Source organism: Stenotrophomonas sp. PD6 (genome assembly GCF_049199305.1).
Taxonomy (GTDB): domain Bacteria; phylum Pseudomonadota; class Gammaproteobacteria; order Xanthomonadales; family Xanthomonadaceae; genus Stenotrophomonas.
In genome coordinates, this window is sequence record NZ_JBLZQD010000010.1 from 92,416 (window position 1) to 116,223 (window position 23,808).

Genomic DNA, 23,808 nt, shown 5'->3' on the forward strand with positions numbered 1-23,808 from the left:
CCTACCGCGACGCCGGTGGCTGATGCACCGCCCAGCGCGCGAGGCCGTCGAGCACCAGCGCCGGCTGGAACTGCGCATCGCCCAGCAATGGCATCAGCGCCGGTGCGCCGCCACCGTGCACCAGCAACGCGGGCGGCCTGCCCAGCACCGCAGCGGCCTGCACGCGGCTGCGTTCGATCAGCGCAACGGCCGCACCGTCGCAACCGGAAACGAGCGCGTCGGCGGTGTCGTTGGCAAACTCGCTGTAGTCTCCGCCCTGCGCGGGCAGCTGCACCGCGCGCGCATGCAGGGCCTCGCGCATGGTGGTCGGCGAGGCGGCGATACGACCGCCGTGATGCTGGCCATCGGCATCGAGCAGGTCGATGGTGAGCGCGGTGCCGACGCCGGCCACCACCACGGCTTCGCGGCGCTCGGCAGCAGCAATCAGCGCGAGATAGCGGTCCACGCCGAATTTCGACGGATCTGCGTACGCAATGCGCACGCCCGCGCAGCTGGCTTCGGTTCTTGCCACACGCACGTGGGCGAAGCGCGCGCGCAGCACGTCGAGCATGCTGGCGGTGAGCGCGGCGGCGGCCACGCTGGCCACATAAGCGGTATGGCCGCCGGGCAGCTGTGCCAGCGCATCGGCCGGCATCGCTTCGGCGCCATGCGGCCATGCCTGCACATCGCCCGCGCGGTTGCCCTGCAGCGGCGCGAACTTGAAACGCGAATTACCCAGATCGAACAACCAGTCGCTCATTGCGCCCTCACACTGATTTCCCCGGCATGGAACACCCGTTCGCTGCCGTCGATGCGCACGCGCAGCGCGCCATCGTCGGCCAACCCCAACGCCTGCCCTTCATGCACCACCCCGCCGTCGTCCACGCGCACGGTGCGCCCGGCCAGGCTGTCCAGCGCGGCGTAGCGCGAGAGGAACGGGGCCAGGCCATCGCGCTCGAAGTGGTCCAGCGCCGGCAGCAGCGCCGCCAGCAGCCAGGCCACCACGTCGTTGCGCTCGATGTCGTTGCCCAACAGCGTGGCCAGGTCGGTCCAGGGCTGGGTGATCTCCGCGGCAAACGCGGCCGGCATGCGTACGTTGATGCCCAGCCCGATCACCGCGCGCGCCGGGCCGGCGAATTCGCCGCCGCCCTCGACCAGCAGGCCGCCGAGCTTGTGCCCGTCCACCACGATGTCATTCGGCCATTTCAGCCCAACCTGGGCGACGCCGTGGGCACACAGCGCTTCGGCCACCGCCACGCCCGCGACCAGGCTCAGCCCGCCCAGCCGCGACAGCCCGCCGGCGAAGCCACGCAGCACCGACACGTACACGTGCGCGGCCAGCGGCGAGGCCCAGGCACGGCCACGGCGGCCGCGGCCGCCGGTCTGGCGCTCGGCCAGCAGGACCCGCGCGCCGCGCTCGGGCGCGCTGCACCGCAACAATTCTGTATTGGTGGAACCGACCGTCCAGGCCACCTCCAGGGTGTCCAGCAGGGGCGTCAGCGCGGGCGGCAGCCGGGCGGCGATGGCCTCGGCGTCGAGCAGGTCCAGGTGGTGCTGCAGCTGGTAACCATCGCCGGCGCGGCCGTCGATCTCGATACCAGCCGCCCTAAGTCCTTGAATTCGCTTCCATATTGCGGCGCGGGTCTGGCCCAGCTCACGGGCCAGCGCGTCGCCGGACAGTCGCCCGGCGCCCAGTTTGGCCAGCAGTTGGCGGTCGTCCACGGCAGCTTCCATCGGTTGATCGGCAAAATTATGCGGGAAAGCGTCCGCCCGCGCCCGCCGGGGGCTTCCAATCGAGGGATTGAATCGAGCTAGAATCGAAGATTGACCCCCTTGCCCCGGATGTCGTCGATGCGCCCGTTCGCCCATTGCCTGCTCCTGTTGATGGCCCCCATGGCCGCGCACGCTTCCGATGCGCTGACCAGTTCGGGCCGGGGCGGCTGCGTCTATTCGGCCACCGAGGGCGAACGCGCGGCACCGGCGGCGACGCCGACCAGCACGGCTCCCTCCACGGTCAAGCCCAGCGCCACTGCGCCGGGCAGCACCGGCGGTGGCGGCGACGACGATGTGTTGCCGCGCCTGCGTGCGCCGAAGTGGCACAGCTTCCTGCCGGGCATGTTCCGCTGATCCAGTCGTTGTTGCGCTGGCTGCGGTCCTCACCGCGCCCCATTCCCGATACCGCCTGGCAACGCACCTGCCAGCGCACCGCGTGGCTGCGTGGCTTGCCGCCCGAACGCCTGCAGCGTCTGCGCAACCTGGCGGCGGCGTTCCTGCACGACAAGACCATTACGCCGATCGGCGGGCTGCAGCTCGGCGACGATGACGCGGTGCTTATCGCCGCGCTGTGCTGCCTGCCGCTGCTGGAACTGGGCGAGGTCGGTTTGCGCGGCTGGTCGCAGGTACTGGTCTACCCCGAAGGCTTCATCGTGCCGCAGAGCGAGATGGACGAAGACGGCGTGCTGCACGAGTGGGAAGAAGAGGCGATCGGGCAGGTTTCGCACAACGGGCCGCTGCTGCTGTCCTGGCACGACGTGCAGGCCGAGCTGAAGCATCCGCACGAAGGCGCCTGCGTGGTGGTGCATGAGATGGCGCACCGCATCGATGTGCTGGATGGCGTGCTCGATGGCACCCCGCCGCTGCCGCGTGCATGGCAGAAGCAGTGGGCAGCCGATTTCCAGCAGGCATTCGATGCGCTGTGCGCGCAGGTGGATGCCGGGATGGAGACGGTGATCGATCCGTACGCGGCCGAAGCGCCGGATGAGTTCTTTGCGGTGGCGACGGAGTATCACTTCTCTGCGCCGGATCTGCTGGAGCAGGAAATGCCGGTGGTTGCGGGGCATCTGCGGCGGTTCTATGGGGCGCCGCCTTCGTTCTGACGGCATACCGACCGTTGGTCGGTACGCGCGTGGATCACGGCCCGGGCGGCAGCTTCACTTCAAAGCGTGCGCCGCCCAGCTCGGGCGAGCGGCTGACCTGCAGTTCGCCGCGATAATCCTTGATGAGGTCCTGCACGATCGACAGACCGATGCCGTGGCCCTGCACGCGCTCGTCGCCACGTACACCACGCTGCAGGACCTTGGCGATGTCCTCCTGCGCGATGCCCGGGCCATCATCGTCCACCGACAGCACCAGCCCGGCACGGCGCATGCCCGGCGCGGTGAGCGGCCTGGCGGTCAGCAGCACGCGGCGGTTGGCCCACTTGAAGGCGTTCTCCAGCAGGTTGCCCAACAGCTCCTGCAGGTCGCCCGGCTCGCCATGGAAGCGTGCGGCTTCGTCGATATCGAATTCGCACAGCACACCCTTGCCGGCGTACACCTTCTCCAACCCGCGCACGATCTCTTCGGCGTTGGATTCGATCGGCAACGGCGCGGAGAACAGCTTGTGGCCCGACGATGCGGCGCGCGCCAACTGGTAGGACACCAGGTTGTTCATGCGCCGCAGCTGCACATCGAATTCCTCGCGCAGGTCCTGGTCCTGGGCGCCGCTGTCGAGCTGCGTGCGCAACACCGCCAAGGGCGTTTTCAGGCTGTGCGCAAGATCGGCCAGCGTATTGCGCTGGCGCTCGAGATTCTCGCGCTCGCTTTCGATGAAGGCATTGATGCTGTCGGTCAGCGGCTCCAGCTCGCGCGGGTGGCGCTCGCTCATGCGCTCGGTCTCGCCGCGCTGCACCTTGGTCAGCTCGGTGATCACGCGCCGCATCGGGCGCAGGCTCCACTGCAGGATGACGGTCTGCAGCAGCAGCAGGATCAGGCCGGCGCCACCCATCCAGAACCACACCCGGCCACGGAACACCCGCAACTGCGCACCGAGTGCGCGCGAGTCTTCCATCACGTAGATGGTGTACGGGAATTCAGTGGCCGGATCGGCATCGGCATCCCACACCAGGCCCAGGCCATAGCGGTACACCGAGCCCTGGCTGCCGTCGATCTGCACCATCGGCAGCGGGCCTTCGAAGACTTCCTGGCGCGGCGCCAGCATGCCGCCACCCACGGTGGGCAGCATGGGGCCTTCGGCCGACATGGAGTTGCCCTTGCCGTCGGGCATGACGACCTGCAGGTACAGGCCGCTGCCGGGGACGTCGAAGCGCGGATCCGGTGGCTGCTCGCGGATGTACAGCGAGCGGTCGCGCGTGAAGTCGATGCCGGCCGCATAGGCGGTGGCATAGTTCTTCAGGCGCTCGCGCAGGTTGGCGCGCGCGGTATCGGCGAACGCGGCATCCAGTGCGTAGCCGGCGATCGCCAGGAAGGCGAGCAGGCTCACACTGGCGGCCAGCAGCTGGCGCGCCTGCAGGGAGCGCGGCCGCCAGCGTCTAAAGAACCACAGACGGCCTGACATCATCCAATCGCCGTATTACGGCTCAGCCCTCGTTGCGCGGAATCGCGAAACGATAGCCGCGGCCACGCACGGTTTCGATCGGCTTGAGTTCGCCGTCCGGATCCAGCTTCTTGCGCAGGCGGCCGATGAACACTTCCAGCACGTTCGAGTCGCGGTCGAAATCCTGCTGGTAGATGTGTTCGGTGAGGTCGGCCTTGGAGACCAGTTCACCGGCATGCATCATCAGGTATTCCAGCACCTTGTACTCGTAGCTGGTGAGGTCCACATTGCTGCCGGCAACGCTGACGGTCTGCGCGGCAAGATCCAGTGCGACCGGACCGCATTCGAGCGTCGGCTTGCTCCAGCCCGCGGCGCGGCGCACCAGCGCGTTGACGCGTGCCAGCAGCTCTTCGACGTGGAACGGCTTGACCAGATAATCGTCGGCGCCCTGCTTGAGCCCCTCGACCTTGTCCTGCCAGCTCGAGCGCGCAGTGAGGATGAGCACGGGGAACTTCTTGCCCTCGTTGCGCAGCTCCCTGATCAGCTCCATGCCCGACATCTTGGGCAGGCCCAGATCAATGATGCCCACGTCGAACGGCACTTCCCGGCCCATGTACAGACCTTCCTCACCGTCCTGTGCTGCGTCGACGGCATAGCCTTCGCGCTTGAGCCGGGCTGCAAGGGTTTCCCGCAGCGGGGCTTCGTCTTCGACCAGAAGGATACGCATGAACTCTCCCTAGTGTCCTGGGTGTGGCCCGGGGGCCAGTGGCTAACAGATGACTGCGGACAACTATCCCCGTTCAGGGGTTATCGCCGCGTAGTGATGACATATCCGAACGCGGCGTGCGGGGCTGTGAACGTGCGGGGGCAGGATCGTCCATATAGCGGACACGCCCCCGGTCATCCATGTATTTCACGCGGTTGATGTCACGACCGTCGTAGGGAACCCGCTCTGCGCCGAGGATGTGTCCACCGGTGGTCCGCTGGACCCGGCGCACGGCGTCGGACAGCGAGCGCTCCTGTGGAGCGCCTCGCGAGGCCCGCACCATCGCTTCGGCTCGGGCCGGATCCGGCTGGGGAGCCTGTGCGCCGGCACTGCCAATGGCAGCAACGGCACCGCTCGCCAGCAGGGCGACAACGGCAATACGGCGGTGGCGGGTCACGGAGAACATCGGGTCTGATCCTAGCGGAGCGCGTCAAAACGTTCAAAAGTTGTGAATCGGCAACCGCCAGCCAGGGCCAGCGCTTTACGAATCTTTTGCAAATTCTTGGTTTTACGCAGTGAATCCGGTCTGAACTTTTCTGACCGCCGCCTCGCTTCGTTCATCTAGGTGAACATTGACGGCTACTTCTGCCGCGATGTCAAGCGTCAACTGTGACGGGCCTCACGCTGCGACGCGTTCTGCCTGGTCGCGGGTGATGGTGAGCGCCTGCTCGATCAGGCCCCAATCGGTGCCGGGGCGGTGTGCGCCCTCGCTGAGCACCTGGCGGAAGGCGCGGCCGCCCGGCTGCCCGTGGAACAGGCCCAGCAGGTGGCGGGTGATGTGCTTGAGCGCGAGCCCTCGCGCCAGCTGCGCCTCGATATAGGGGCGCATGGCGCGCAGCAACGCCTCGCGTGGTTGCAGCGCAGCACCGGTCTGCGCGGCCTCCAGCTGATGCAGCACGTAGGGGTCGTGATAGGCCGCGCGGCCCAGCATCACGCCGTCCAGGGCAGGCAGTTGCGCCTGCGCGGCGTCCACGCTGGCCAGGCCGCCGTTGAGCACGATCTGCAGCTGCGGACGGTCGGCCTTGAGCCGGTGCGCCCAGTCGTAGCGCAGCGGCGGCACTTCCCGGTTTTCCTTGGGCGACAACCCCTTCAACCAGGCATTGCGGGCGTGCACGATGAACATCGCACTGCCGGCGTTGGCCGATTGATCGACGAAGTTGACGAAGTTTTCGTAGTCGTTGTCTTCATCCACGCCTAGGCGGCATTTCACCGTGACCGGGATGTCGACCGCGGCCACCATGGCCGCCACGCACTCGGCCACCAGGGCCGGTTCGCGCATCAGGCAGGCACCGAAGCGCCCGGCCTGCACCCGGTCGGAGGGGCAGCCGCAGTTGAGGTTGACCTCGTCATAGCCCCAGTCCTGGGCAATGCGCGCCGCCTGCGCCAACAGGGCCGGATCGCTGCCGCCCAGCTGCAGGGCGAGCGGATGCTCGCTGCCGTCGAAGCCCAGCAGGCGCTCACGGTCACCGTGGATCACGGCGTTGGCGTGCACCATCTCCGTGTACAGCCGCGCGCCCGGGGCCAGCAACCGGTGGAACACGCGGCAATGGCGGTCCGTCCAGTCCATCATCGGGGCAACGGACAGGCGCAGGGAGGCGGCGTAGCGGTCTGCGGGGGCGGCAGGCAGGGTCATGGGCGTCGGGATCAGGCAGGAATGGCTGGCTTTGCCAGCGCGATCAATAGTTTACACCGATCGGCTGAACGCCAAGATCGGGGCTCGGCGGGGGACGCCTCGGTGCAATGGTTGCACTAGTGCAATGGTTGCACTAGGATCGCTCCAGGCCGACGCTCGTCGGACTGCCGAACTGCACCGTCACCATGTACCCCGCCGACCAATCCATGAACCACAAGCACTTCCTGCTGACTGCGGTGATGGCCATTGGCCCTACGCGACTGGCGCTGCGCTATGCCGATGACCAGGCATTCGAGCTCGACCTGGGCGGGGTAATCAAGAAGCATCCGACACTGGCCAGATTGCGCGACCCTGACGTGTTCGCACAGGTGGAACCCGATGAGTGGAATCGCGGCGTTGTCTTCGCAGGCGATGACGACTTGACCTTGGCGAGCGACAACCTGCGCGCCATGGCAATTGAACAGTCGGGAGAGTTCTCGCACCAGCAACTGCTGGTGTGGATGAACCATCATGCGATGACGTTGGATGCGGCCGCGGCTGCGTTGGATGTCAGCCGGCGGATGCTGGCCTATTACCGCAGCGGCGAAAAGCCCATTCCTCGGACCGTTGGCCTGGCGATGCTGGGTTGGGACGTATACCTGCTGCGCGGCTCGCAACATGCCTTCGAGTACGACGCTGCGGCGTGAGGCGAGCCCGCCATCATCCGCTGAGCCTAGAACGACTGGCTATCACCTTCCAGGAGACGTCCGCCGGACACGGTAGTCGTTTGGATGAATCCTGGCGTTTCCTTGATCGTGACGAAGTCGACGGCGGCCAGACTTTTTGAAAGGACTTCACCAGCAACGTTTAGATCACGGACGTAGACGATCAACGACGATGTCTTTACGTCAACTTCCGACGCGTACTCGATTTTTGCCTTGGTCAGCTGCACCCCAATCTCGTCCTGTGCTGCCCGAAGCAGCTCCAGCGAGCGAGGCGCTGTCTCAGCAACATACACTGGATCAACTGTGTAGGCCGCGAGTTGCTTTACAGCATTTTCGGTAAATCGGACTACGACCCTGAACTCGGGATCGTGCCGGATGTAAAGGCCAGCGAACGTGTCAGGCTGCTCCCTCTGCAATCTTCCGTTCAATTTCCCAGCATCCCGCTCCATTTGCATTCGCTTTGAGGCTTCAGACGTGCTGATGCGCTGGTACTCAGCATAGTGCTGTGTGGCGGCATCTTTATTCTGAGCGAGCGCTTCGTCCACGAAGATCGGCGCCAACGCTAGTGCGATAGCATAAAAATGGGGTAACGGCGCATGTAAAAGCTTCATCGAATGTCCTTTGCGGCATGAGCGCTGAAGCTCAACTCATGTCTCAGACGCGCGCGCGCCGCTCAAGTACGCTGCGCCATCGAAAGTTGGACATGAGATATGGAAAGCACCTTATTTGCTGAGCTCCTGGCAAGCGTGGCCGAGGCAGACGCGATCCTGGACGGCAGGCGCACGCCATCGCGCGAAATCCACGTCAGTCCCGGTCCAGGACACGCAGGCCAGTCACCTGAACCCCGCCAGTGGCGTGCACCTTCGTGCGCCGCCACCGGCGAGTCATCGCTTACATCCCGCGTGCGCGGTTCTGCTCGCGTTCCTGGTGCTGGTTCTGGCTCTGCGACTGGTTGAGGTCGTCAGCCTGGCGGGTGCTGCTTTCCACCGTCTGCGAGATGGCCTGGCTGTGCTCGACGCAGGCGCGCTTGGCGGCGGGGTCGCCCACGTTGCCCTGCACGGCGAACACACCGGAGCCGTCGAGGCGGGCAACGACCGTGTCGATCTGCTGCATGCCCGACGCCTTGGTGGCCACCACCAGCTGGCCGGCGGCGCGGTCGAGCTGCTCGGCGTCGGCAAACAACGGCCGCATGCCGGCCTGCGTGCGCTGTTGCTCCATGGCGTGCAGTTTTTCCTGCGCCTGGCCGAAGCGTGCGTTGTCGGGGTGCGATGCGTCGCGCATGCTGGGCTCGGCCTGTGCCGGCGCGCCGCGCTTGGCTTCGATGCTCGCATCCAGCTGGCCGAGGGTCTTCTCGCCCGCCTTTCCGTCGTTCTTCAGGCCGTGGTCGAGCTGGAACTTCGTCACCGCCGCACGGGTGTCGTCGCCGAAGTAGCCGGTGGTCGACAGCGGATTGCCGTCCGCACCCTGGTAGCCCAGCGCCGCCAGCTTGGTCTGCATGCCCTTGACCGCGTCGCCGCGCTCGCCGTGCACCATCACGCCATCGGCCATCGCGTTCTGCGCGGGCTGGCCCGGCTGTGAGCGGGTGTGCGTGTTCGGGACCAGGGTGAGGCGATCATTGAGCATGTCGCCCAGGTACTTGCGGTACTGCTCCGGCTCCAGCTCGATATGCGCGTGCACCGCGCCCGGCGTGCCGGCGTCGGACTGGCGGATCAACGGCGCGCCGTATTCCACGTAGTCGCCGGTCTTGTACGGCGTGGTGCCGCGCGCGCCGTGCAGCACCTGGCCGACCAGTTCGCGATCCGGGTGGCCTTCGGGCTGGCTCCAGATGCTGATCGAGTTCCACTTGTCCTGGTTGACCTGCGCGTAGCCGGCCACCGGGGCGGGGATCATGATTTCCCGATCACCGCGCGGGTTGGTCAGGATCAAGTCCTTGTGCACCAGCGGAATGCCGTTGCGGTCGCCACGGTTGCGGACGGTCTCCAGCTCGCCCTCCACCATTTCGGAATGGCGGTCGGCCAAGGCTGCGTTGCCCGTACGCACGGCTTCGCGGTTGGCATTGGGGTGGTGGATCTTCATCTCGCGGAAGGCGTCCTCACCACTGGTGCCGTGCGCGATGGTGCGGTTGGTGCTGCCGTTGCCGAACGGCTCGACCACCCGGATGCGCTCGCCACTGGTGAGGTCGGCGGCGGCGGCGGCAGCGGCGGCCGTCGGGGCTGCCTGCGTCGAGGGCGTCTGTGTCTGTGACGGTGTCTGTGTCGGTGCCGCTTGCGTCGGTGCAGTCGGCGCGGTCGGTGCAGCGGGCCCCGCAGATTGCGCGGGCTCATGCTGGCGCGCGGCGGCAGCCAGCGCACCCAGAGTGTTTGCCCCCGCCTTGCCGTCAACCGTCAGGCCGTGGGCCTGCTGGAATTCGCGCACCGCATGTTCGGTGTTGGGACCGTAGTGCTTGTCGGCCGTCAGCGGCTGGCCGTCCTTGCCGGTATAGCCGGCCTGGATCAGCTTGTTCTGCAGGGCCTCGACCTCGGTACCGCGCTCACCCGGCGTGAGCATGCCGTCGGCCATCGGGGCCGCGCCGCCTTGGCGGCGACCCTGCTGGCGCGGTTCGGGCTCGCCGAACGCCTGCTGGTAATCCTTGCCTTGGTACGCCTCGGGGTTGCGGTTGACCTGGTCATACCGCGCCAGCGCGACCAGCGAGGTCTCTTCCTTGAGCGCACGGTCACGCAGCGAGTCCCACAGGGCCGGCGAGCTTTCGAAATGGCGCTGCACGTTGTCGTGCTTGTAATCCTGCGCGGCGCGCACGATCTGTTCGTCGGTCAGGTCGGCGAGATTGAAGTTCTCGCCATAGGCCGCCTTGAGCCCGTTGTGGAACACCGAACGGGTCATGCCGCGGTACTGCACCGAGGTGCTCCACAGCGCGTCCTGCACGGCGGGGCCACGGTCGGACAAGTCCACACCGACCGCCTTCAGGCGATCCATCTGGACGTCGTAGTACTTGTGCTGGATGAAGTCGTGCTGATCCTGGGCAAAGGCGGCGGGATGGGCGGCAGCCACTTCCTTCCAGCGCTCGGTGAACGCGGCGGTGCCCGGCTGCAGGCCGGTGAACTCGCTGGCGTAGCGCGACGCACGTACATACTCGGCGGCGCCACCGACATTGGTGGCGTACTGGTAGCTGCCATACGAGACGCCACCGTGATCGCCCTGCCCCGTGGACACATGGCCAGGGCCGCGGCCGCCGGTTTCGTACTGCGCGGAGGTCTGGCCGCGGTGCCAGCTGTCCATCGCCTGTTTTGCCTGGGTAACAACATCCATTTCCTGCACTCCTTTGCGGGGGTTACTTCGAGATGAGGGCTTCGAGCTGGTCGGCGCGGTTGGCGGTACGGTTGATGCGGCACGACTGCGCGTCCAGCATCTGGCCCTGCCCGTCCTGATCCGGGTTACCGGCGCAGTAGCGGTTGGTGTCGCTCATGTAGGCGGCCTGCTCGTCCATCACGTCGTCTTTGAACTTGCCGTCCGGACCGTCGGCGATCTTGCTGACCGCCGCAACAAGGCGGCGGTCCTGCCAGGCCAGCTCCTCGTCACCGCACGCCTGCAGCGCAGGGGTCACCGCATTGCTGGCCTTCACGCATGCGCTGTACTGCGGGCGCAGGTTCGCCTTGCGGTAGGATTCGTCCGGGGTGCGCGGCCCCATGTCCTCTGCTTCCATGGCGAGGTCCGCAGCAGACAGTTCGTGCTTGCCCGGCTGGGCTGCCGGTGCCTCGGCGGCCGTCGTAGCAGGCTGGGCCGCAGCGGCGGGGGCCGATGCCTGCGCGTCCGGGCTGTTGGGTGCCACGGGACCGCCGAGCGTTACGGCCTCGGAACTGGGCGCCTGGCAGGCGGCAAGGGCGAGACTCAGAGCCAGAATGCTCCAACGTCGGTTGCGGTACAGGCCGCGACGGAGGCCAGAAATTGGGTTCACTACATGCATCGTTCGCTTCTCCTTGCGGGTGGCCGGCCATGAGCGGCACACCTCAGATATCGGGTTTCCATTCTGCGCGGCGATCATGACGCCGGCGATGCGCTGACCGCATCGGAGCGCCTACCCATCCCCCGGGCGGCGCCTCACGCGTGCACGATACCTGCGTCAATCCGTTGACGTCCAGCAGGCATTACAAGGAGAAATTGCGGGTTCCGGGCGTATATACAAGTGTCTTTCTCCGTGAGATCAACTACTTGTCACGGCGCATGCAGCGCTGCGCAGGCACAATGGGGCTTAACCTCTTTCTGCTCCACACGCCCATGCGCAGCGTCCGCCCCGCCTTGTTTGACCCCACTACCGAACAAGGGGTGCTGCGTCTGTCGATTGCGGCGTCGCTGCTGGTCGCGGCGTTTGCGGTGGCCTTCGGGCTGCTCGCCAACTCATCGCTCATCATCTTCGACGGCATCTACGGCCTGATCGATGTAGTGATGACATGGCTGTCGTTGCTGGTGGTGCGCCTGATCAGCATGTCCACCCACGTGGATGCGCTGCAGTCGCGTTTGAACCAGCGCTTCACGATGGGATTCTGGCATCTGGAGCCCATTGTGCTCGGTGTGAGCGGCACGCTGATGATCGGCGCAGCGTTGTATGCGGCCGTCAATGCGATCGATGCGCTGATGTCCGGCGGTCGTGAAATCGCGTTGGGGCCGGCCATTCTGTTCGCCGTGGTGTCGATCATCGTCGAGACCGGACTGGCGCTGTTCGTGCGCCGCGCCAACCGCATGATCGGCTCGGAGTTCATTGCCCTGGATGCGAAGAACTGGGTCGTGGCCGCGAGCATGTCCGCCGCCTATCTGGTGGCGTTCGTCGGTGGGTGGCTGCTGCGCGGCACGCAGTGGGCATGGCTGGTGCCCTACATCGATCCGGCCATCCTGCTGGTGGTGTGCCTGTTCGTGGTGGTCGCGCCGCTCGGCACGGTGCGGCAGGCACTGTCGGACATTCTGTTGATCACACCGGTGGACCTGCAAGCACATGTAGACGAGGTCGCGCGCGGCGTTGTCGCGCGGTATGGCTTCGTCGAGCACCGCAGCTATGTGGCCAAAGTAGGACGTGGCGAACAGATCGAACTGTTCTTCGTGGTGCCGGCCAACGACCCGCCGCGCCCGCTGGTGGAATGGGACCAGCTGCGCGACGAGATTGGTGAGGCGCTGGGCGAGGAATCGACCGACCGATGGCTGACGATCATGTTCACCACCGATCGTGAGTGGACAATCTAAGCGAGTTCGGCGCTAGGCAATCTGTACGCCCTGCTTCCACTGCCGTGGCGACTGCCCGGTCTGCGACTTGAACGCACGCGACAGCGCCGCCTCGCTGCCGTAGCCCACGTCGATGGCGATGCGCTTGAGCGGCTGGCCCTTGCGCAGCGCCTGCTGCACCAGGCGGGTGCGCCAGCCCTGCAGGTAGTGGCCGGGCGTGCTGCCGATGGTGTCGCGGAAACTGTCGGCGAACGCGCTGCGCGACATGCCGGCGCGCTGGGCGAGGGATTCGAGCGTCCATTCCTGTGCCGGTGCTTCGTGCATGGCCACCAGCGCATGACGCAGACGCGGGTGCGCCATGCCGGCGAGCAGGCCGACGCGCAGCTGGCCGCTTTCCATCAGCGCGCGCAGGATCTGGATCATCACCACTTCGAACAGCCGGTCCAGCAGCGCCTGGCGGCCGCAACGCTGGGCGAAGGCCTCGTCGAACAGCACCGACAGGATCGGCTGGCCGCCGTACAACTCCTGCAGCGGCAGGCAGATCACCGGCGGCAGCGCGGCGGCGACCGGGTTGTTGCCGCCGCCTTCGAACTGCAGGTGGGCGCAGGCGAAGTCGGCCCCCGAGGTGGCGTCGGTGATGAAGCGGTGCGCCAGCGGGCGCGGGTACACCAGGACGCTGGGTTGGGTAATCTCGAGCACGCTGCCGTCGGGGTGCTCCACCCGCACCTGGCCGTCGCGGATCAAATGCAGCTGGCCGCGCTCGCCGTCGGCGGGCAGGTCGTTGATGCCGCACAGCGCGCCCGCGTGGAAGACCTCGGCATTGACCGCGAAGCGGCCCAGCAATGATTGCAGGCGGTCGACCATTCCGGACTCCAGATCAAGTTTTCTGGACCTTATGTTGCCACACGTCCGCCCCGGTGGCGCACAGTACACCTCACCAACCGGTCCATCCCGTTCACTGCCAGGAGATTCCCATGTCGATTGAAAAGGTTCTGTACACCGCCACCGCCACTGCCACCGGCGGCCGCGAAGGCCACGCCACCTCGTCGGACAAGGTGCTGGACGTTCAGCTGTCCACCCCGCGCGAGCTGGGCGGCGCCGGCGGCCCGGGCACCAACCCGGAGCAGCTGTTCGCGGCGGGCTATTCGGCCTGCTTCCTGGGCGCGCTGAAGTTCGTGGCGGGCCAGGCCAAGGTCGCGCTGCCGGCCGAGACGAGCATCACCGGCAACGTGGGCATCGGTCAGATCCCGACCGGCTTCGGCATTGAAGTGGCGCTGCAGATCAGCGTGCCGGGTCTGCCGCGTGAGCAGGTGGAGGAGCTGGTGCAGAAGGCCCACATCGTGTGCCCGTATTCCAACGCCACCCGCGGCAACATCGACGTGACGCTGACGGTGGTCTGAAAAAAATGGGCGGATGCCGGTCGCATTGACCGTGCATCCGCCCATCCCACCGCGGTGGATCCCGTTTCCGGGATGCATTGGGGTTGTTCGGTTATTTTTCCGGCGTGAGGAGCTGCACAACACTGGAGAAATCCAGCTTGCCGCGGCCTGCCTGGTGGTTCATCGAATACAGGTTCCGCGCCAGTTCGCCCAGCGGGATCGAGGCGCCCACGCTCATGGCCGCTTCCACGGCCAGGCCCATGTCCTTGAGCATGAGGTCGCTGCCGAAGCCGCCGCTGTAGCCGCGCGATGCCGGCGCGTTTTCCAGCACACCCGGCCACGGGTTGCACACTTCGGTGGCCCAGCTGCGGCCGGTGCTGACCGCCATCATCTGCGACAGCACTTTCGGGTCCAGCCCATGGGCCACACCCAGCGCGATGGATTCGCCGGTCACGGCCATGATCACGCCCAGCGCCATGTTGTTGCACAGCTTGGCCACCTGGCCGGCGCCGCTGGCACCCACGTGGAAGATGTTCTTGCCCATCGCCTGCAGCAGCGGGCGGGCGCGTTCCAGCGCATCGGCTTCACCGCCGACGATGAAAGTCAGTGTGCCGGCCTGTGCGCCTGCCGTACCGCCGGACACCGGCGCATCGAGCATCTGCAGGCCGCGTGCGGCCGCCGCTTCGGAGACCTTGCGCGCGGTGGCGGGGGCGATGGTGCTGCAGTCGATGACCAGCGCGCCGCCGGGAATGTCGGCCAGCAGACCGTCGTCGCCCAGGTACACGCCCTCGACGTGGCGGCTGGCCGGCAGCATCGAGATCACCACTTCGGCGCCGGTCAGCGTATCCAGCGCGGAGCTGGCGGCGGTCGCGCCAGCGTCGACGGCGGCCTGCACGGCGGCCGGCACCAGGTCGAATACGCGCACGGCGTGGCCGGCCTTGGCAAGGTTGGCGGCCATCGGGCCACCCATGTTGCCCAACCCGATGAATGCAATACGGCTCATGCGTGGCTCCTTTCAGGGACAGTGGCACCCAGGTCGGCCAGCGGATGTGCGGCCTCGGACCAGGGCGAAGCGAAGAAGGTGTCGGCCCACGCCACAGTGGCCTCAGCCAGGGTGCGCGGCTGCCAGTGCGGGGTGCGGTCCTTGTCGATCAGCAGCGCGCGGATGCCTTCGGCGAAGTCGCCGTGGGCGGCCGCATGCAGCGCGGCGATGTATTCGAGCCGGTAGACCTCGGCCAGCGATGCGCCGTCGGTGCGCTGCTGCAGCTCCCACGCCAGGCGTGCGGAGCCGGGCGCGCCGGCCGCAAGCGTGGCCTGCGCGGTCTGCAGCCACGGGTCTTCGGTCTGCAGCGCGGCAATGGCGTTCACCACGGCAGGCACATCGTTGCCGTCGCACAGCGTGTCGATCAGGGCGGCATTGCGCAGCAGCGGACCGGTGGCGGCATCGCTGGCGTGCTGCTGCAACAGTGCACTGAGTTGTTCGTGGTTGCGCTTGGTGTCGTTGCTCCAGTGCACGTCGGCCAGCGCGTTGAACACGTCTGCGCGCTGCGCCTCGGCGATATGGATGTCCGCCATGCCCGCAAAGATGGCATCGCCGGCATTGAGCGGCGCACCGGTCAAGGCCAGGAACAGGCCACCCTTGCCGGGCACGCGCGGCAGCAGCCAGCTGCCGCCCACGTCGGGGAACAGGCCGACCGTGATTTCCGGGAAGGCCAGTTTCGAACGCTCGCTGACCACACGGTGGCTGGCCCCGGACATGAGGCCGATACCGCCGCCCATCACGATGCCATGGCCCCAGCACAGGATCGGCTTGGGATAGGTATGGATGGCGTAGTCGACGCGGTATTCCACATCGAAGAACTCGGCCGCGTAGGCGTTGTCGCGGATGTCGCTGCGCCCGGCATCGCGATAGGCACGCATGCTCTGGTACAGGCTGTGCAGGTCGCCGCCGGCGCAGAACGCCTTTTCGCCGGCGCCCTGCAACACCACCAGCGCGATGCTTTCATCGGCGGCCCAGGCGCTCAGCCGCTCCTGCAGCAGGTGCGCCATGGGCAGCGAGAAACCGTTGAGGGTGCGCGGTGCGTTGAGCGTGGCGATGCCGATGCGCGTGCCGTTGGCGGCCGCGCGCTCCTCGAACAGCACAGGCGCCTCGTCGCTGGGCTGCGGCGTGCTCATGCGTTCTTCCACTGCGCGGCGCGCTTTTCCAGGAAGGCGTTGACGCCCTCGGCCTGGTCGGCGCTGTCGAACAGATCCACGAACGCTTCGCGTTCGCTGACCAGCGCGGCCGCGTGCGTACCGGTGCGGGTGGCCTGCACCAGCGTCTTGCAGGCGGCAATGCTGGTCGGGCTCTGCTTGCCGGCCTTGTGCGCCCATTCCAGCGCCAGCGCCTTGGCCTCGCCCTTGCCGACCTTCTCCTCGGCCAGGCCGATGCGCACGGCGGTGTCGGCATCGATGCGCTCGCCGAGCAGGATCATCCGCTTGGCCCAGCCTTCGCCGACCAGACGCGGCAGATTCTGGGTGCCGCCGGCGCACGGCAGCAGGCCGACGGTGGCTTCGGGCAGCGCCACCTGCGCGTGTTCTTCGATGATGCGCAGGTCACAGGCCAGCGCGCATTCCAGCCCTCCGCCCATGGCGTAACCGTTGATGGCGGCAATCGACACGCCACGGAAGCCGGACAGCGCTTCGAAGGCTTCACCGAAGCGGCGCGCGGCCTCGCGTGCGGCGGCCTTGTCGCCGGAGGCGAACTGCTTCAGATCGGCACCGGCCGAGAAGAACTTCTCGCCGCCACCGGTGATCACCAGCGCGTAGATGTCGCGGTCGGCGTTCAATGCGCCCACCAGGTCGCGCAATGCGGACAGGCTGTGCACCGTCCAGGTGTGCGCGGGCGGGTTGTCGAGCGTCACCACCGCAACATGGACGTCGGCCTCGACCTTCAGGCCCACATGTTCGTGCTTGCGCCAGTCCATCATCGCAGTTCCTCTTCGGTGTTGAGCAGGTGGCGGGCGACGATCACACGCATGATCTCGTTGGTGCCCTCCAGGATCTGGTGCACGCGGCTGTCGCGCAGCAGGCGTTCGATCGGATATTCGCGGATATAGCCGTACCCGCCGTGGATCTGCAGTGCTTCGTTGCAGACCTGGAAGCCGGCATCGGTCGCGAAGCGCTTGGCCATCGCGCACCACACGTTGGCGTCGCTGGCACCGGCGTCGAGCTTGCGCGCGGCGGTATGCACCATCTGCCGCGCGGCCACCAGCTGGGTGACCATGTCGGCCAGCTTGAACTGCAGCGCCTGGAACTCGGACAGCGCCTTGCCGAACTGGCGGCGCTCGCCCATGTAACGGCGTGCGGCGTCCAGCGCGCCCTGCGCCGCGCCCAGCGAGCAGGCCGCGATGTTGATGCGGCCGCCGTCCAGGCCCTTCATGGCCAGCTTGAAGCCGCCGCCTTCGTCGCCGAGCAGGTTGCCCACCGGCACGCGCACGTTTTCGAAGGTGATGCCGCGGGTGGGCTGGCTGTTCCAGCCCATCTTCTCTTCCTTGCGGCCGTAGCTGATGCCGGCCAGGTCGGCCGGCACCGCCAGCGCGCTGATGCCGCCCGCACCGGCGCCGCCGGTACGCGCCATCACCACCAGCAGTTCGGTGGCACCCGCGCCGGAAATGAAGGCCTTCGAGCCGTTGAGCACGTAGTGGTCGCCATCGCGCACGGCGGTGGTCTTCAGCGAGGCCGCATCGGAACCGGCGCCCGGCTCGGTCAGGCAGTACGAGGCCAGCTTGCTGCCCGAGGACAGCGCCTGGCCCCACTCCGCACGCAGTACTTCCTGGCCCCAGCTGCCGACCATCCACGAGGCCATGTTGTGGATGCTGATATAGGCCGCCGTGGACGGGTCCACATTGGCGAGCTCCTCGATGACGACGGCGGCGTCCAGACGGCTCAGGCCGCTACCACCGACGTCGGGGTCCATGTACAAGCCACAGAACCCGAGTTCCCCTGCCTTGGCGATCGCCTCGCGCGGAAAGATGCCCTCCGCATCCCATCGCGCGGCGTGCGGCGCCAGTTCGGCCTGGGCGAAGTCGCGCGCAGCCTCTCTATAGGCCTGCTGCGCTTCTTCGAGTTCCGTCGTCATCGAGTTGCTCATAAACACTCCGTGCCCTTGCAGGCGCTTACTTCAGGCTGATCGTGGTGTTGACGCCGTGACCCAGGGTCTCGTCGTCGAACCAGCGCGCGGTAATGGTCTTGGTCTGGGTGTAGAACATCACCACCTGCTTGCCGTACGGGCCCAGGTCGCCGAGCTTGGAGGCGCGCGAACCGGTGAACGAGAACAGCGGCACCGGCACCGGAATCGGCACGTTGATGCCGACCTGGCCCACGTCGATCTCTTCCTGGAAGCGGCGTGCGGCGGCACCCGACTGGGTGAACAGCGCGGTGCCGTTGCCGTTGGGATTGCTGTTGATCAGCTCGATGGCGTCATCCAACGTTTCGGCTTCCAGGATGACCAGCACCGGCCCGAAGATTTCCTCGTCATAGATGCGCATGCCCGGGGTGACGCCGTCGAAGATGGTCGGGCCCACGAAGTTGCCCTTCTCGAAGCCGTCCACCTGCGGGTTGCGGCCATCGAGCACCAGCTTGGCGCCCTGCTCCACGCCCGAGGCGATCAGGCTTTCCACGCGCTCACGGGCGGCGCAGGAAATCACCGGGCCCACGTCGGTACCGGCCACGCTGCCCGCGCTGACCTTCAGCGTTTTGGCCTTGGCCACCAGGTCCGGCACCCACTCGCGCGCCTCGCCCACCAGCACCAGGGTGGAAGCGGCCATGCAGCGCTGGCCGGCCGCACCGAAGGCGGCACCGACCATGGCGTTGAGGCTCTGTTCCTTGTTGGCGTCCGGCAGCACCACGGCGTGGTTCTTGGCGCCCATCATGCATTGCACGCGCTTGCCGGCCAGCGAGGCGCGGTTGTACACGTGGGTGCCGACGCGGGTGGAACCCACGAACGACACGGCCTTGATGTCCGGGTGGTCGCAGATCGCGTTGACCACCTCTTCGCCGCCGTGCACGACGTTGAGCACGCCCTTGGGGATGCCCGCTTCCAGCGCCAGTTCGACCAGGCGCATGGTGACCATCGGGTCCTGCTCGGACGGCTTGAGGATGAAGGTGTTGCCCGTGGCAATCGCCATCGGGAACATCCACAGCGGAATCATCGCCGGGAAGTTGAACGGGGTGATGCCCGCGCACACGCCCAGCGGCTGCAGCAGGGTGTAGGTGTCCACGCCGTTGGCCACGTTGTTGGCCAGTTCGCCCAGCTGCAGGTTGCCGATGGCGGCCGCATGTTCGACCACTTCCAGGCCGCGGAACACATCGCCTTCGGCATCGGGCACGGTCTTGCCCTGCTCGGCGCTGAGGATGTGGGCCAGCTCGCTCATGTGCTCGCGGATCAGCTGCTGGTACTTCAGGAAGATGCGCGCGCGGGTGCCGATGGGGGTCTTGCGCCAGGTCTTGAACGCTTCCTTGGCCGAGGCCACGGCGGCGTCCACTTCGCTCACCGTCGCGAACGGCACCTGGGCCAGGACGTCCTGGGTGGCCGGATTGACCACGTTCTGCCAGCGCGAGCTGGCCGATTCGACGAACTGGCCATCGATCAACATGCGGATACGGGGCGCTGCAACAGTCATGGCAATACCGGCGGGATGCGAAAGGTGATTGGCATTATTCACAGCCCGCCCCTCGATTTCCGGGCTGTCTACGCTTAATCTGGCCAACGCCCGATACGATTTCTGTTAATTCTGTGAATAGCCAGCTCCCCCTCCGTCAGATCGGCCTGCGCCTGCTCAAGCTGCGCGAGCAGCGCGGCTACAGCCAGGCCGACCTCGCCCGGGCGCTGGGGCTGTCGGCCAGCTACCTGAACCAGATCGAGCGCAACAAGCGCCCCCTTACCCCGGCCGTGCAGCAGAAGCTGCGCGAGGTGTTGGGCGACGTTACCGAGCTTTTCGACGTCGATGAGCCCGCCGCGCTGCAGGAAGCGCTGGGCGAGACCCTGCGCGACCTAGGCCTGGACGAGGTCAGCGGCACCGAACTGCGCGCCATGGCCGGCAACCTGCCGCAGATCAGCCGCGCCCTGCTCGACCTGCACCGCCGCCACCTGCTGCTGCGTGAGCACGCCGCCGCGCTGGAGTTCCAGCTGGGCGACCCGCAGGCCGGGCAGGCGCTGCCGGCCGGCGACCAGGTGCGCGACTTCTTCAACCGCATGCATAACCACATCCCGGAACTGGACGACCTGGCCGAGCAGCTGTTCGGCGAATGGGGGCTGGTGGCCGGGCATGTGGCGCCGCGCCTGCGCCAGCTGCTGGCCGACCGCCACGGGGTACTGGTGGAAGTGGCGCCACTGCAGGCCGGCCGCGAGAAGCGGGTGTATGACGGCGGCAGCCGGACGCTGTGGCTGCCCGACTATCTGGAAGCGGGCCAGCAGGCGTTCCAGATGGCGGCCGAGCTGGCGCTGCTGGGCTACGCGGCGCAGATCGATGCGGTGATCGCGCGCGCCGGCTTCCGCGAACCGGAGCAGATCGCGCAGGCGCGGATCGGCATGTCCAACTACTTCGCCGGCGCGCTGGTCATGCCGTATGCGCAGTTCCTGCGCGCGGCCGAGCACAGCGCCTACGACATCGACGCGCTGGCGCACCGCTTCGGGGTGGGTTTCGAGGCGGTCTGCCACCGGCTCAGCACGCTAGCGCGGCGCAGCGCACCGGGGCTGCCGTTCTTCTTCATCCGCGTGGACCGCGCCGGCAACGTGTCCAAGCGGCATTCGGCCACCGATTTCCACTTCTCGCAGGTGGGTGGCTCGTGCCCGCTGTGGATCGTCTACGAGGCCTTCAACCAACCCGGGCGGGTGCTGACCCAGACCGCGCGCATGCCGGACGGGCGTCGCCACTTCTGGCTGGCCCGCCAGGTCAGCAGCGGCCCGGTCGGCCATGGGCAGCCGCGCAAGACCTTCGCCGTGGCGCTGGGCTGCGACCTGCAGCACGCCGAGCGGCTCATCTATTCGCGCGGGCTGGATATCCAGAGCCCGGGCAACTCGGTGTCGATCGGGCCGGGCTGCCGGGTGTGCCCGCGCGAGGACTGCATGCAGCGCGCGTTCGCGCAGTTGCCGGGGCGGGCGTAGCCGCGTGCCGGCCAGAGGCCGGCGCTACCGCTATTGACCGCGTTGCGGTCAATAGCTTGGCGTCACCTTCATCTGCGGCAGCGGGCGTGGCGCGCCGTCGGTGAGGTCCGGGCCGAGGTCTTCCCAGGTCTGGCCCTGCTCCACCATCAGCCGCCACAGCTGCTGCGATTCGCGGCGCTTTTCTTCGGAAGTGAACCGGTACGACGGCGGCGGTGGTTCGCCGTGCGCGACCGATTCGTAGGCCCCCTGCCACGCACCCACGCGCTGTGCAGGATCATCCGTACGCGCCACCTCCAGCGTATAACGCTGATACGCCGAGGCCAGATTGCGCCAGCGGATCCAGTAGTGGTTGGCGAACGAGAAATCACAGAAGCGCTCGCCGGCCACGCTGCCCTTGGCGGCGATGCGGCTCAGCACCGCCTGCGGCATGTCCAGGTTCATGCCGCCTTCGTCGCCCTGCAGCGACACATGCACGATGCGGTCGCGATAGCCGGGCGCGCGCGCCTGCAGCACATCGCGCCAGTTCTGCATGGTCGATACGATGGAGAACAGGAAGCCGGACATCTCCGCCGCCGCCAGCGGCCGGGCGATGGACTGGTAGGTGCGCTGCCAGCCATGCCGGTTTTCGGTCGGCAGGAATACCGCCGCATTGATCGCGTCGGGCGAGTCCGGCGACGCGCGCAGCGGCTCGGCCTGGTGCGGGTAGACCAGATTGATGCCGAAGGTCGGCCAGCGCGGCAACGCGGCGTCGAACAGATGGATGGGGAAGTTGCTGCTGATCCCGCCATCGGAGAACCAGCACACCCGGAATGCGGTGATCACCGGGCCACAGCCGTGACCGCCACTGGTGAGCCCCTCCATGCTGTCGGCCACGTTGCGGTTGCCGTGCGGGGGCGCGGCGTCGGCGTCGGGTTCGCAGCGGCGTTCGCGCCGCGCCGGCTCGTGCAGCGGCACCGCGCTGATCAGCAGCGGAAAGCTCAGGCTCATCCGCGTGGCCACCAGCACCGGTAACTGGTCGCCTTCGGGCAGGCGGTAGTAGTCCACCCCGTCCACGTGGTTCGGCACGCCCGCGCGCGCCAGCAGCCACGCCACCACGCTGGCCGGGAACAGCTGCTCGAATTCGTCGCGCCGGAACCAGAACTGCGAGGCGCTGAACGGCAGCGTGCGCGGCTCGGTGTGCGACACGCAGGTGGTGATCATCTGCAGGCTGATCGCGTGCACGCCGGCCGGCTCGCCGCTGTAGCGCGGCGCGTTGTGCAGGTCGGCGAAGGTCAGCGGCTGGTCCAGCGGCTTGCCCGACAGCGCCTGCAGCTGGCCGTGCAGCCAGTCGGTCAGCGCGGGTTCGCTGGCGTCGGCCTGGGTGGCGCCCGAGCACAAGCCCAGCAGGTTGCGCCGCGCCACCCGCGCCACGCGCAGCGCCGAGGCCAGCACGCCGGCCCCGTACGCGCACAGCAGCGAGGGCAGCAGCGTGGCCCACATGCCATCCACCCCGGCCGCCAGCCAGCCGATGCCCAGCAGCCCCACCAGCGCGGCCAGCAGCTCCAGCGGGGCGATGGCGAACACCGCCGCCAGCAGGCACAGGATCTTGCGCGTCAGCCCGGCCTTGCCGGTGAGCATCACCAGCAGGCGGTAGGCGGTGCGTGCGCCGCTGGCGGGCTGGAACAGGCTGTAGATGAAGCCGCGCCGCGACAGCTGCGTGGACACCTCGGCCAGCCCGGGAAACCCTGCCTGCGGCCCCAGCGCCTCACCGGCCCGGCAGCGCCGGTCCCCCAGCGCGGCGGCGGCGGCGACCGCCGCGGCGATCGCCCCGGCCGAGGTGCCGCCGATGTTCTTGAACCGATATTCGCGGGCCAGCGACAGCACCGCGTTGGGATACACGATGCCGCTGGTGATGCCGCCCTTCATGACCAGATCGCAGTACTTGTCTGCCACGCTGCCGCCCTCTGTCCGCCCACCGCGCGTTGCCGCGCCAGCTGCCTTCCCTGGACCCACGAGACCTGCCTGTCAGTGCAGCGTCCCACCGCGACATGCCCGCCTTGTGACGGGAACGACAGGTGGTGACGCCATGGGCACAGTATCGCGCAGGCCCTTCTCAGGGCCTGAGAACGGGGCCGCAGTTGTGGCTACCGGTCGCCGGCGGCCGACTGCGGTACGCGGCGCACCTGCGAGAGGTCGTAGCCCAGCGCGGCAATCCGGGCCATGGCCTTCTGGTAGTCCTGGTCGGACATCTTCGGGCTGCGTGACATCAGCCACACGTAGTCGCGCTTGCTGCGGCCAACGATGGTCTGCTGGTAGTCGTCGTCCAGGTACACGATCACGTACTCGGCCTGGATCGGCCAGACGAACTGCATGCCCCACTCCGCCCCGTTGGTGCCTTCCTTGACCGTGCCGACCGGGTGCATGGTCTTCACCGGCGCCTGGAAGCTGCCCTTGCGGTAGGTGAAGGTGGTCTGGATGCGGCCATCCGGGCGCAGTTTGTAGGACTCCACCGCATCGAAGGCTTCGCGCTCGGGGCGGCTGGGAATGTGCGCAATCACATACCAGTCGCCCATGAAGCGCGGCACATCCACGTGCGCCACCGGCGGAATCGGGCGGGCATTGCCACCGCAGCCGAACAGCATGCCGGCGGCGAGCAGCGGAAGCAGGGGTCGTAGCTTCATGGCAGTTTCCTCGACGGG

The 23,808-nt window shown here is 67.4% G+C and carries 23 protein-coding genes; 6 read left to right on the plus strand and 17 right to left on the minus strand.

Annotation, left to right across the window (positions count from 1 at the left end; all coding sequences use genetic code 11):
* Nucleotide 1 precedes the first annotated feature (1 nt).
* Both ACOZHM_RS14435 and birA read right to left on the minus strand, forming a co-directional pair.
* The gene (locus ACOZHM_RS14435) at nucleotides 2-739 is read right to left on the minus strand and encodes a type III pantothenate kinase (protein ID WP_421570008.1); all 738 of its coding nucleotides are present in this window, start codon (nucleotides 737-739) and stop codon (nucleotides 2-4) included.
* Nucleotides 736-1,713 (minus strand): bifunctional biotin--[acetyl-CoA-carboxylase] ligase/biotin operon repressor BirA, encoded by a 978-nt coding sequence (gene birA / locus ACOZHM_RS14440; RefSeq protein ID WP_421570009.1) that lies wholly within the window; start codon nucleotides 1,711-1,713, stop codon nucleotides 736-738. The genes ACOZHM_RS14435 and birA overlap by 4 nt, the downstream gene beginning before the upstream one ends.
* Nucleotides 1,714-1,830: 117 nt before the next feature.
* Here birA and ACOZHM_RS14445 point away from each other — a divergent pair, with 117 nt between their 5' ends.
* Nucleotides 1,831-2,106: a hypothetical protein gene (locus ACOZHM_RS14445; RefSeq protein WP_421570010.1), complete on the plus strand. Its 276-nt coding sequence runs from the start codon at nucleotides 1,831-1,833 to the stop codon at nucleotides 2,104-2,106.
* The gene (locus tag ACOZHM_RS14450) at nucleotides 2,073-2,855 is read left to right on the plus strand and encodes a zinc-dependent peptidase (protein ID WP_421570011.1); all 783 of its coding nucleotides are present in this window, start codon (nucleotides 2,073-2,075) and stop codon (nucleotides 2,853-2,855) included. Before ACOZHM_RS14445 ends, ACOZHM_RS14450 begins: the two co-directional genes overlap by 34 nt.
* Nucleotides 2,856-2,889: 34 nt before the next feature.
* On the opposite strand, the gene ACOZHM_RS14455 is transcribed toward ACOZHM_RS14450, so the two are convergent.
* The 4 genes from ACOZHM_RS14455 to dusA form a co-directional block, all read right to left on the minus strand.
* A complete protein-coding gene (locus ACOZHM_RS14455; RefSeq protein WP_421570012.1) occupies nucleotides 2,890-4,314 on the minus strand; it encodes a sensor histidine kinase in 1,425 nt (474 codons plus the stop codon).
* Nucleotides 4,315-4,336: 22 nt separating this feature from the next.
* The gene (locus ACOZHM_RS14460) at nucleotides 4,337-5,020 is read right to left on the minus strand and encodes a response regulator transcription factor (protein ID WP_421570013.1); all 684 of its coding nucleotides are present in this window, start codon (nucleotides 5,018-5,020) and stop codon (nucleotides 4,337-4,339) included.
* Between the two features lie 73 nt (nucleotides 5,021-5,093).
* Nucleotides 5,094-5,465: a hypothetical protein gene (locus ACOZHM_RS14465; RefSeq protein WP_421570014.1), complete on the minus strand. Its 372-nt coding sequence runs from the start codon at nucleotides 5,463-5,465 to the stop codon at nucleotides 5,094-5,096.
* A 213-nt stretch (nucleotides 5,466-5,678) separates the two neighbouring features.
* Nucleotides 5,679-6,692, minus strand: coding sequence for a tRNA dihydrouridine(20/20a) synthase DusA (gene dusA, locus ACOZHM_RS14470; RefSeq protein ID WP_421570015.1), 1,014 nt, complete (start codon nucleotides 6,690-6,692; stop codon nucleotides 5,679-5,681).
* Between the two features lie 206 nt (nucleotides 6,693-6,898).
* Between dusA and ACOZHM_RS14475 the strand changes: the two genes are divergently transcribed.
* Nucleotides 6,899-7,378 (plus strand): hypothetical protein, encoded by a 480-nt coding sequence (locus tag ACOZHM_RS14475; protein WP_421570016.1) that lies wholly within the window; start codon nucleotides 6,899-6,901, stop codon nucleotides 7,376-7,378.
* Nucleotides 7,379-7,404: 26 nt separating this feature from the next.
* On the opposite strand, the gene ACOZHM_RS14480 is transcribed toward ACOZHM_RS14475, so the two are convergent.
* The 3 genes from ACOZHM_RS14480 to ACOZHM_RS14490 form a co-directional block, all read right to left on the minus strand.
* The gene (locus ACOZHM_RS14480; RefSeq protein WP_421570017.1) at nucleotides 7,405-8,007 is read right to left on the minus strand and encodes a hypothetical protein; all 603 of its coding nucleotides are present in this window, start codon (nucleotides 8,005-8,007) and stop codon (nucleotides 7,405-7,407) included.
* 280 nt (nucleotides 8,008-8,287) lie between these two features.
* Nucleotides 8,288-10,702, minus strand: a complete 2,415-nt coding sequence (locus tag ACOZHM_RS14485) for a peptidoglycan-binding protein (RefSeq protein WP_421570018.1) — start codon at nucleotides 10,700-10,702, stop codon at nucleotides 8,288-8,290.
* Nucleotides 10,703-10,724: 22 nt separating this feature from the next.
* The gene (locus ACOZHM_RS14490; protein ID WP_421570019.1) at nucleotides 10,725-11,222 is read right to left on the minus strand and encodes a lysozyme inhibitor LprI family protein; all 498 of its coding nucleotides are present in this window, start codon (nucleotides 11,220-11,222) and stop codon (nucleotides 10,725-10,727) included.
* Between the two features lie 446 nt (nucleotides 11,223-11,668).
* On the opposite strand from ACOZHM_RS14490, the gene ACOZHM_RS14495 reads away from it, so the two are divergent.
* The gene (locus ACOZHM_RS14495; RefSeq protein WP_421570065.1) at nucleotides 11,669-12,625 is read left to right on the plus strand and encodes a cation diffusion facilitator family transporter; all 957 of its coding nucleotides are present in this window, start codon (nucleotides 11,669-11,671) and stop codon (nucleotides 12,623-12,625) included.
* 12 nt (nucleotides 12,626-12,637) lie between these two features.
* On the opposite strand, the gene ACOZHM_RS14500 is transcribed toward ACOZHM_RS14495, so the two are convergent.
* Entirely contained in the window at nucleotides 12,638-13,468 is an 831-nt protein-coding gene (locus tag ACOZHM_RS14500) for a cupin domain-containing protein (protein WP_421570020.1), read from the minus strand.
* 110 nt (nucleotides 13,469-13,578) lie between these two features.
* Between ACOZHM_RS14500 and ACOZHM_RS14505 the strand changes: the two genes are divergently transcribed.
* Nucleotides 13,579-14,004 (plus strand): organic hydroperoxide resistance protein, encoded by a 426-nt coding sequence (locus ACOZHM_RS14505; protein ID WP_421570021.1) that lies wholly within the window; start codon nucleotides 13,579-13,581, stop codon nucleotides 14,002-14,004.
* A 91-nt stretch (nucleotides 14,005-14,095) separates the two neighbouring features.
* Here ACOZHM_RS14505 and mmsB read toward each other — a convergent pair whose 3' ends face one another.
* Genes mmsB through ACOZHM_RS14530 form a run of 5 tightly spaced genes read right to left on the minus strand, consistent with a single transcriptional unit; the run spans nucleotide 14,096 to nucleotide 19,646 of the window.
* Entirely contained in the window at nucleotides 14,096-14,986 is an 891-nt protein-coding gene (gene mmsB, locus ACOZHM_RS14510) for a 3-hydroxyisobutyrate dehydrogenase (RefSeq protein WP_421570022.1), read from the minus strand.
* Nucleotides 14,983-16,158, minus strand: a complete 1,176-nt coding sequence (locus tag ACOZHM_RS14515) for an enoyl-CoA hydratase/isomerase family protein (protein WP_421570023.1) — start codon at nucleotides 16,156-16,158, stop codon at nucleotides 14,983-14,985. Before ACOZHM_RS14515 ends, mmsB begins: the two co-directional genes overlap by 4 nt.
* Complete coding sequence (locus tag ACOZHM_RS14520; RefSeq protein WP_421570024.1) at nucleotides 16,155-16,952, minus strand: enoyl-CoA hydratase; 798 nt, start codon at nucleotides 16,950-16,952, stop codon at nucleotides 16,155-16,157. Before ACOZHM_RS14520 ends, ACOZHM_RS14515 begins: the two co-directional genes overlap by 4 nt.
* A complete protein-coding gene (locus ACOZHM_RS14525) occupies nucleotides 16,949-18,115 on the minus strand; it encodes an acyl-CoA dehydrogenase family protein (RefSeq protein ID WP_421570025.1) in 1,167 nt (388 codons plus the stop codon). The genes ACOZHM_RS14520 and ACOZHM_RS14525 overlap by 4 nt, the downstream gene beginning before the upstream one ends.
* A 25-nt stretch (nucleotides 18,116-18,140) precedes the next feature.
* Complete coding sequence (locus ACOZHM_RS14530; protein WP_421570026.1) at nucleotides 18,141-19,646, minus strand: CoA-acylating methylmalonate-semialdehyde dehydrogenase; 1,506 nt, start codon at nucleotides 19,644-19,646, stop codon at nucleotides 18,141-18,143.
* A gap of 113 nt (nucleotides 19,647-19,759) precedes the next feature.
* Here ACOZHM_RS14530 and ACOZHM_RS14535 point away from each other — a divergent pair, with 113 nt between their 5' ends.
* On the plus strand, nucleotides 19,760-21,130 hold the full coding sequence (locus ACOZHM_RS14535) for a helix-turn-helix domain-containing protein (RefSeq protein ID WP_421570027.1): 1,371 nt from the start codon (nucleotides 19,760-19,762) through the stop codon (nucleotides 21,128-21,130).
* A 48-nt stretch (nucleotides 21,131-21,178) separates the two neighbouring features.
* On the opposite strand, the gene ACOZHM_RS14540 is transcribed toward ACOZHM_RS14535, so the two are convergent.
* Together ACOZHM_RS14540 and ACOZHM_RS14545 are read right to left on the minus strand one after the other, a co-directional pair.
* Nucleotides 21,179-23,062 carry a patatin-like phospholipase family protein gene (locus tag ACOZHM_RS14540; RefSeq protein ID WP_421570028.1) on the minus strand — a complete coding sequence of 628 codons (1,884 nt, stop codon included), beginning with the start codon at nucleotides 23,060-23,062 and terminating at the stop codon, nucleotides 21,179-21,181.
* Between the two features lie 191 nt (nucleotides 23,063-23,253).
* On the minus strand, nucleotides 23,254-23,790 hold the full coding sequence (locus ACOZHM_RS14545) for a lipocalin family protein (protein ID WP_421570029.1): 537 nt from the start codon (nucleotides 23,788-23,790) through the stop codon (nucleotides 23,254-23,256).
* Nucleotides 23,791-23,808 lie beyond the last annotated feature (18 nt).

Excerpts from the sequence above, each read along its gene's own strand:
- ACOZHM_RS14435 (WP_421570008.1), bottom strand. The coding sequence starts at position 739 with ATGAGCGACTGGTTGTTCGATCTGGGTAATTCGCGTTTCAAGTTCGCG.
- birA (WP_421570009.1), bottom strand. The coding sequence starts at position 1,713 with ATGGAAGCTGCCGTGGACGACCGCCAACTGCTGGCCAAACTGGGCGCC.
- ACOZHM_RS14445 (WP_421570010.1), top strand. The coding sequence starts at position 1,831 with ATGCGCCCGTTCGCCCATTGCCTGCTCCTGTTGATGGCCCCCATGGCC.
- ACOZHM_RS14455 (WP_421570012.1), bottom strand. The coding sequence starts at position 4,314 with ATGTCAGGCCGTCTGTGGTTCTTTAGACGCTGGCGGCCGCGCTCCCTG.
- ACOZHM_RS14460 (WP_421570013.1), bottom strand. The coding sequence starts at position 5,020 with ATGCGTATCCTTCTGGTCGAAGACGAAGCCCCGCTGCGGGAAACCCTT.
- ACOZHM_RS14465 (WP_421570014.1), bottom strand. The coding sequence starts at position 5,465 with ATGTTCTCCGTGACCCGCCACCGCCGTATTGCCGTTGTCGCCCTGCTG.
- dusA (WP_421570015.1), bottom strand. The coding sequence starts at position 6,692 with ATGACCCTGCCTGCCGCCCCCGCAGACCGCTACGCCGCCTCCCTGCGC.
- ACOZHM_RS14475 (WP_421570016.1), top strand. The coding sequence starts at position 6,899 with ATGAACCACAAGCACTTCCTGCTGACTGCGGTGATGGCCATTGGCCCT.
- ACOZHM_RS14480 (WP_421570017.1), bottom strand. The coding sequence starts at position 8,007 with ATGAAGCTTTTACATGCGCCGTTACCCCATTTTTATGCTATCGCACTA.
- ACOZHM_RS14485 (WP_421570018.1), bottom strand. The coding sequence starts at position 10,702 with ATGGATGTTGTTACCCAGGCAAAACAGGCGATGGACAGCTGGCACCGC.
- ACOZHM_RS14495 (WP_421570065.1), top strand. The coding sequence starts at position 11,669 with ATGCGCAGCGTCCGCCCCGCCTTGTTTGACCCCACTACCGAACAAGGG.
- ACOZHM_RS14500 (WP_421570020.1), bottom strand. The coding sequence starts at position 13,468 with ATGGTCGACCGCCTGCAATCATTGCTGGGCCGCTTCGCGGTCAATGCC.
- ACOZHM_RS14505 (WP_421570021.1), top strand. The coding sequence starts at position 13,579 with ATGTCGATTGAAAAGGTTCTGTACACCGCCACCGCCACTGCCACCGGC.
- mmsB (WP_421570022.1), bottom strand. The coding sequence starts at position 14,986 with ATGAGCCGTATTGCATTCATCGGGTTGGGCAACATGGGTGGCCCGATG.
- ACOZHM_RS14515 (WP_421570023.1), bottom strand. The coding sequence starts at position 16,158 with ATGAGCACGCCGCAGCCCAGCGACGAGGCGCCTGTGCTGTTCGAGGAG.
- ACOZHM_RS14520 (WP_421570024.1), bottom strand. The coding sequence starts at position 16,952 with ATGATGGACTGGCGCAAGCACGAACATGTGGGCCTGAAGGTCGAGGCC.
- ACOZHM_RS14525 (WP_421570025.1), bottom strand. The coding sequence starts at position 18,115 with ATGAGCAACTCGATGACGACGGAACTCGAAGAAGCGCAGCAGGCCTAT.
- ACOZHM_RS14530 (WP_421570026.1), bottom strand. The coding sequence starts at position 19,646 with ATGACTGTTGCAGCGCCCCGTATCCGCATGTTGATCGATGGCCAGTTC.
- ACOZHM_RS14545 (WP_421570029.1), bottom strand. The coding sequence starts at position 23,790 with ATGAAGCTACGACCCCTGCTTCCGCTGCTCGCCGCCGGCATGCTGTTC.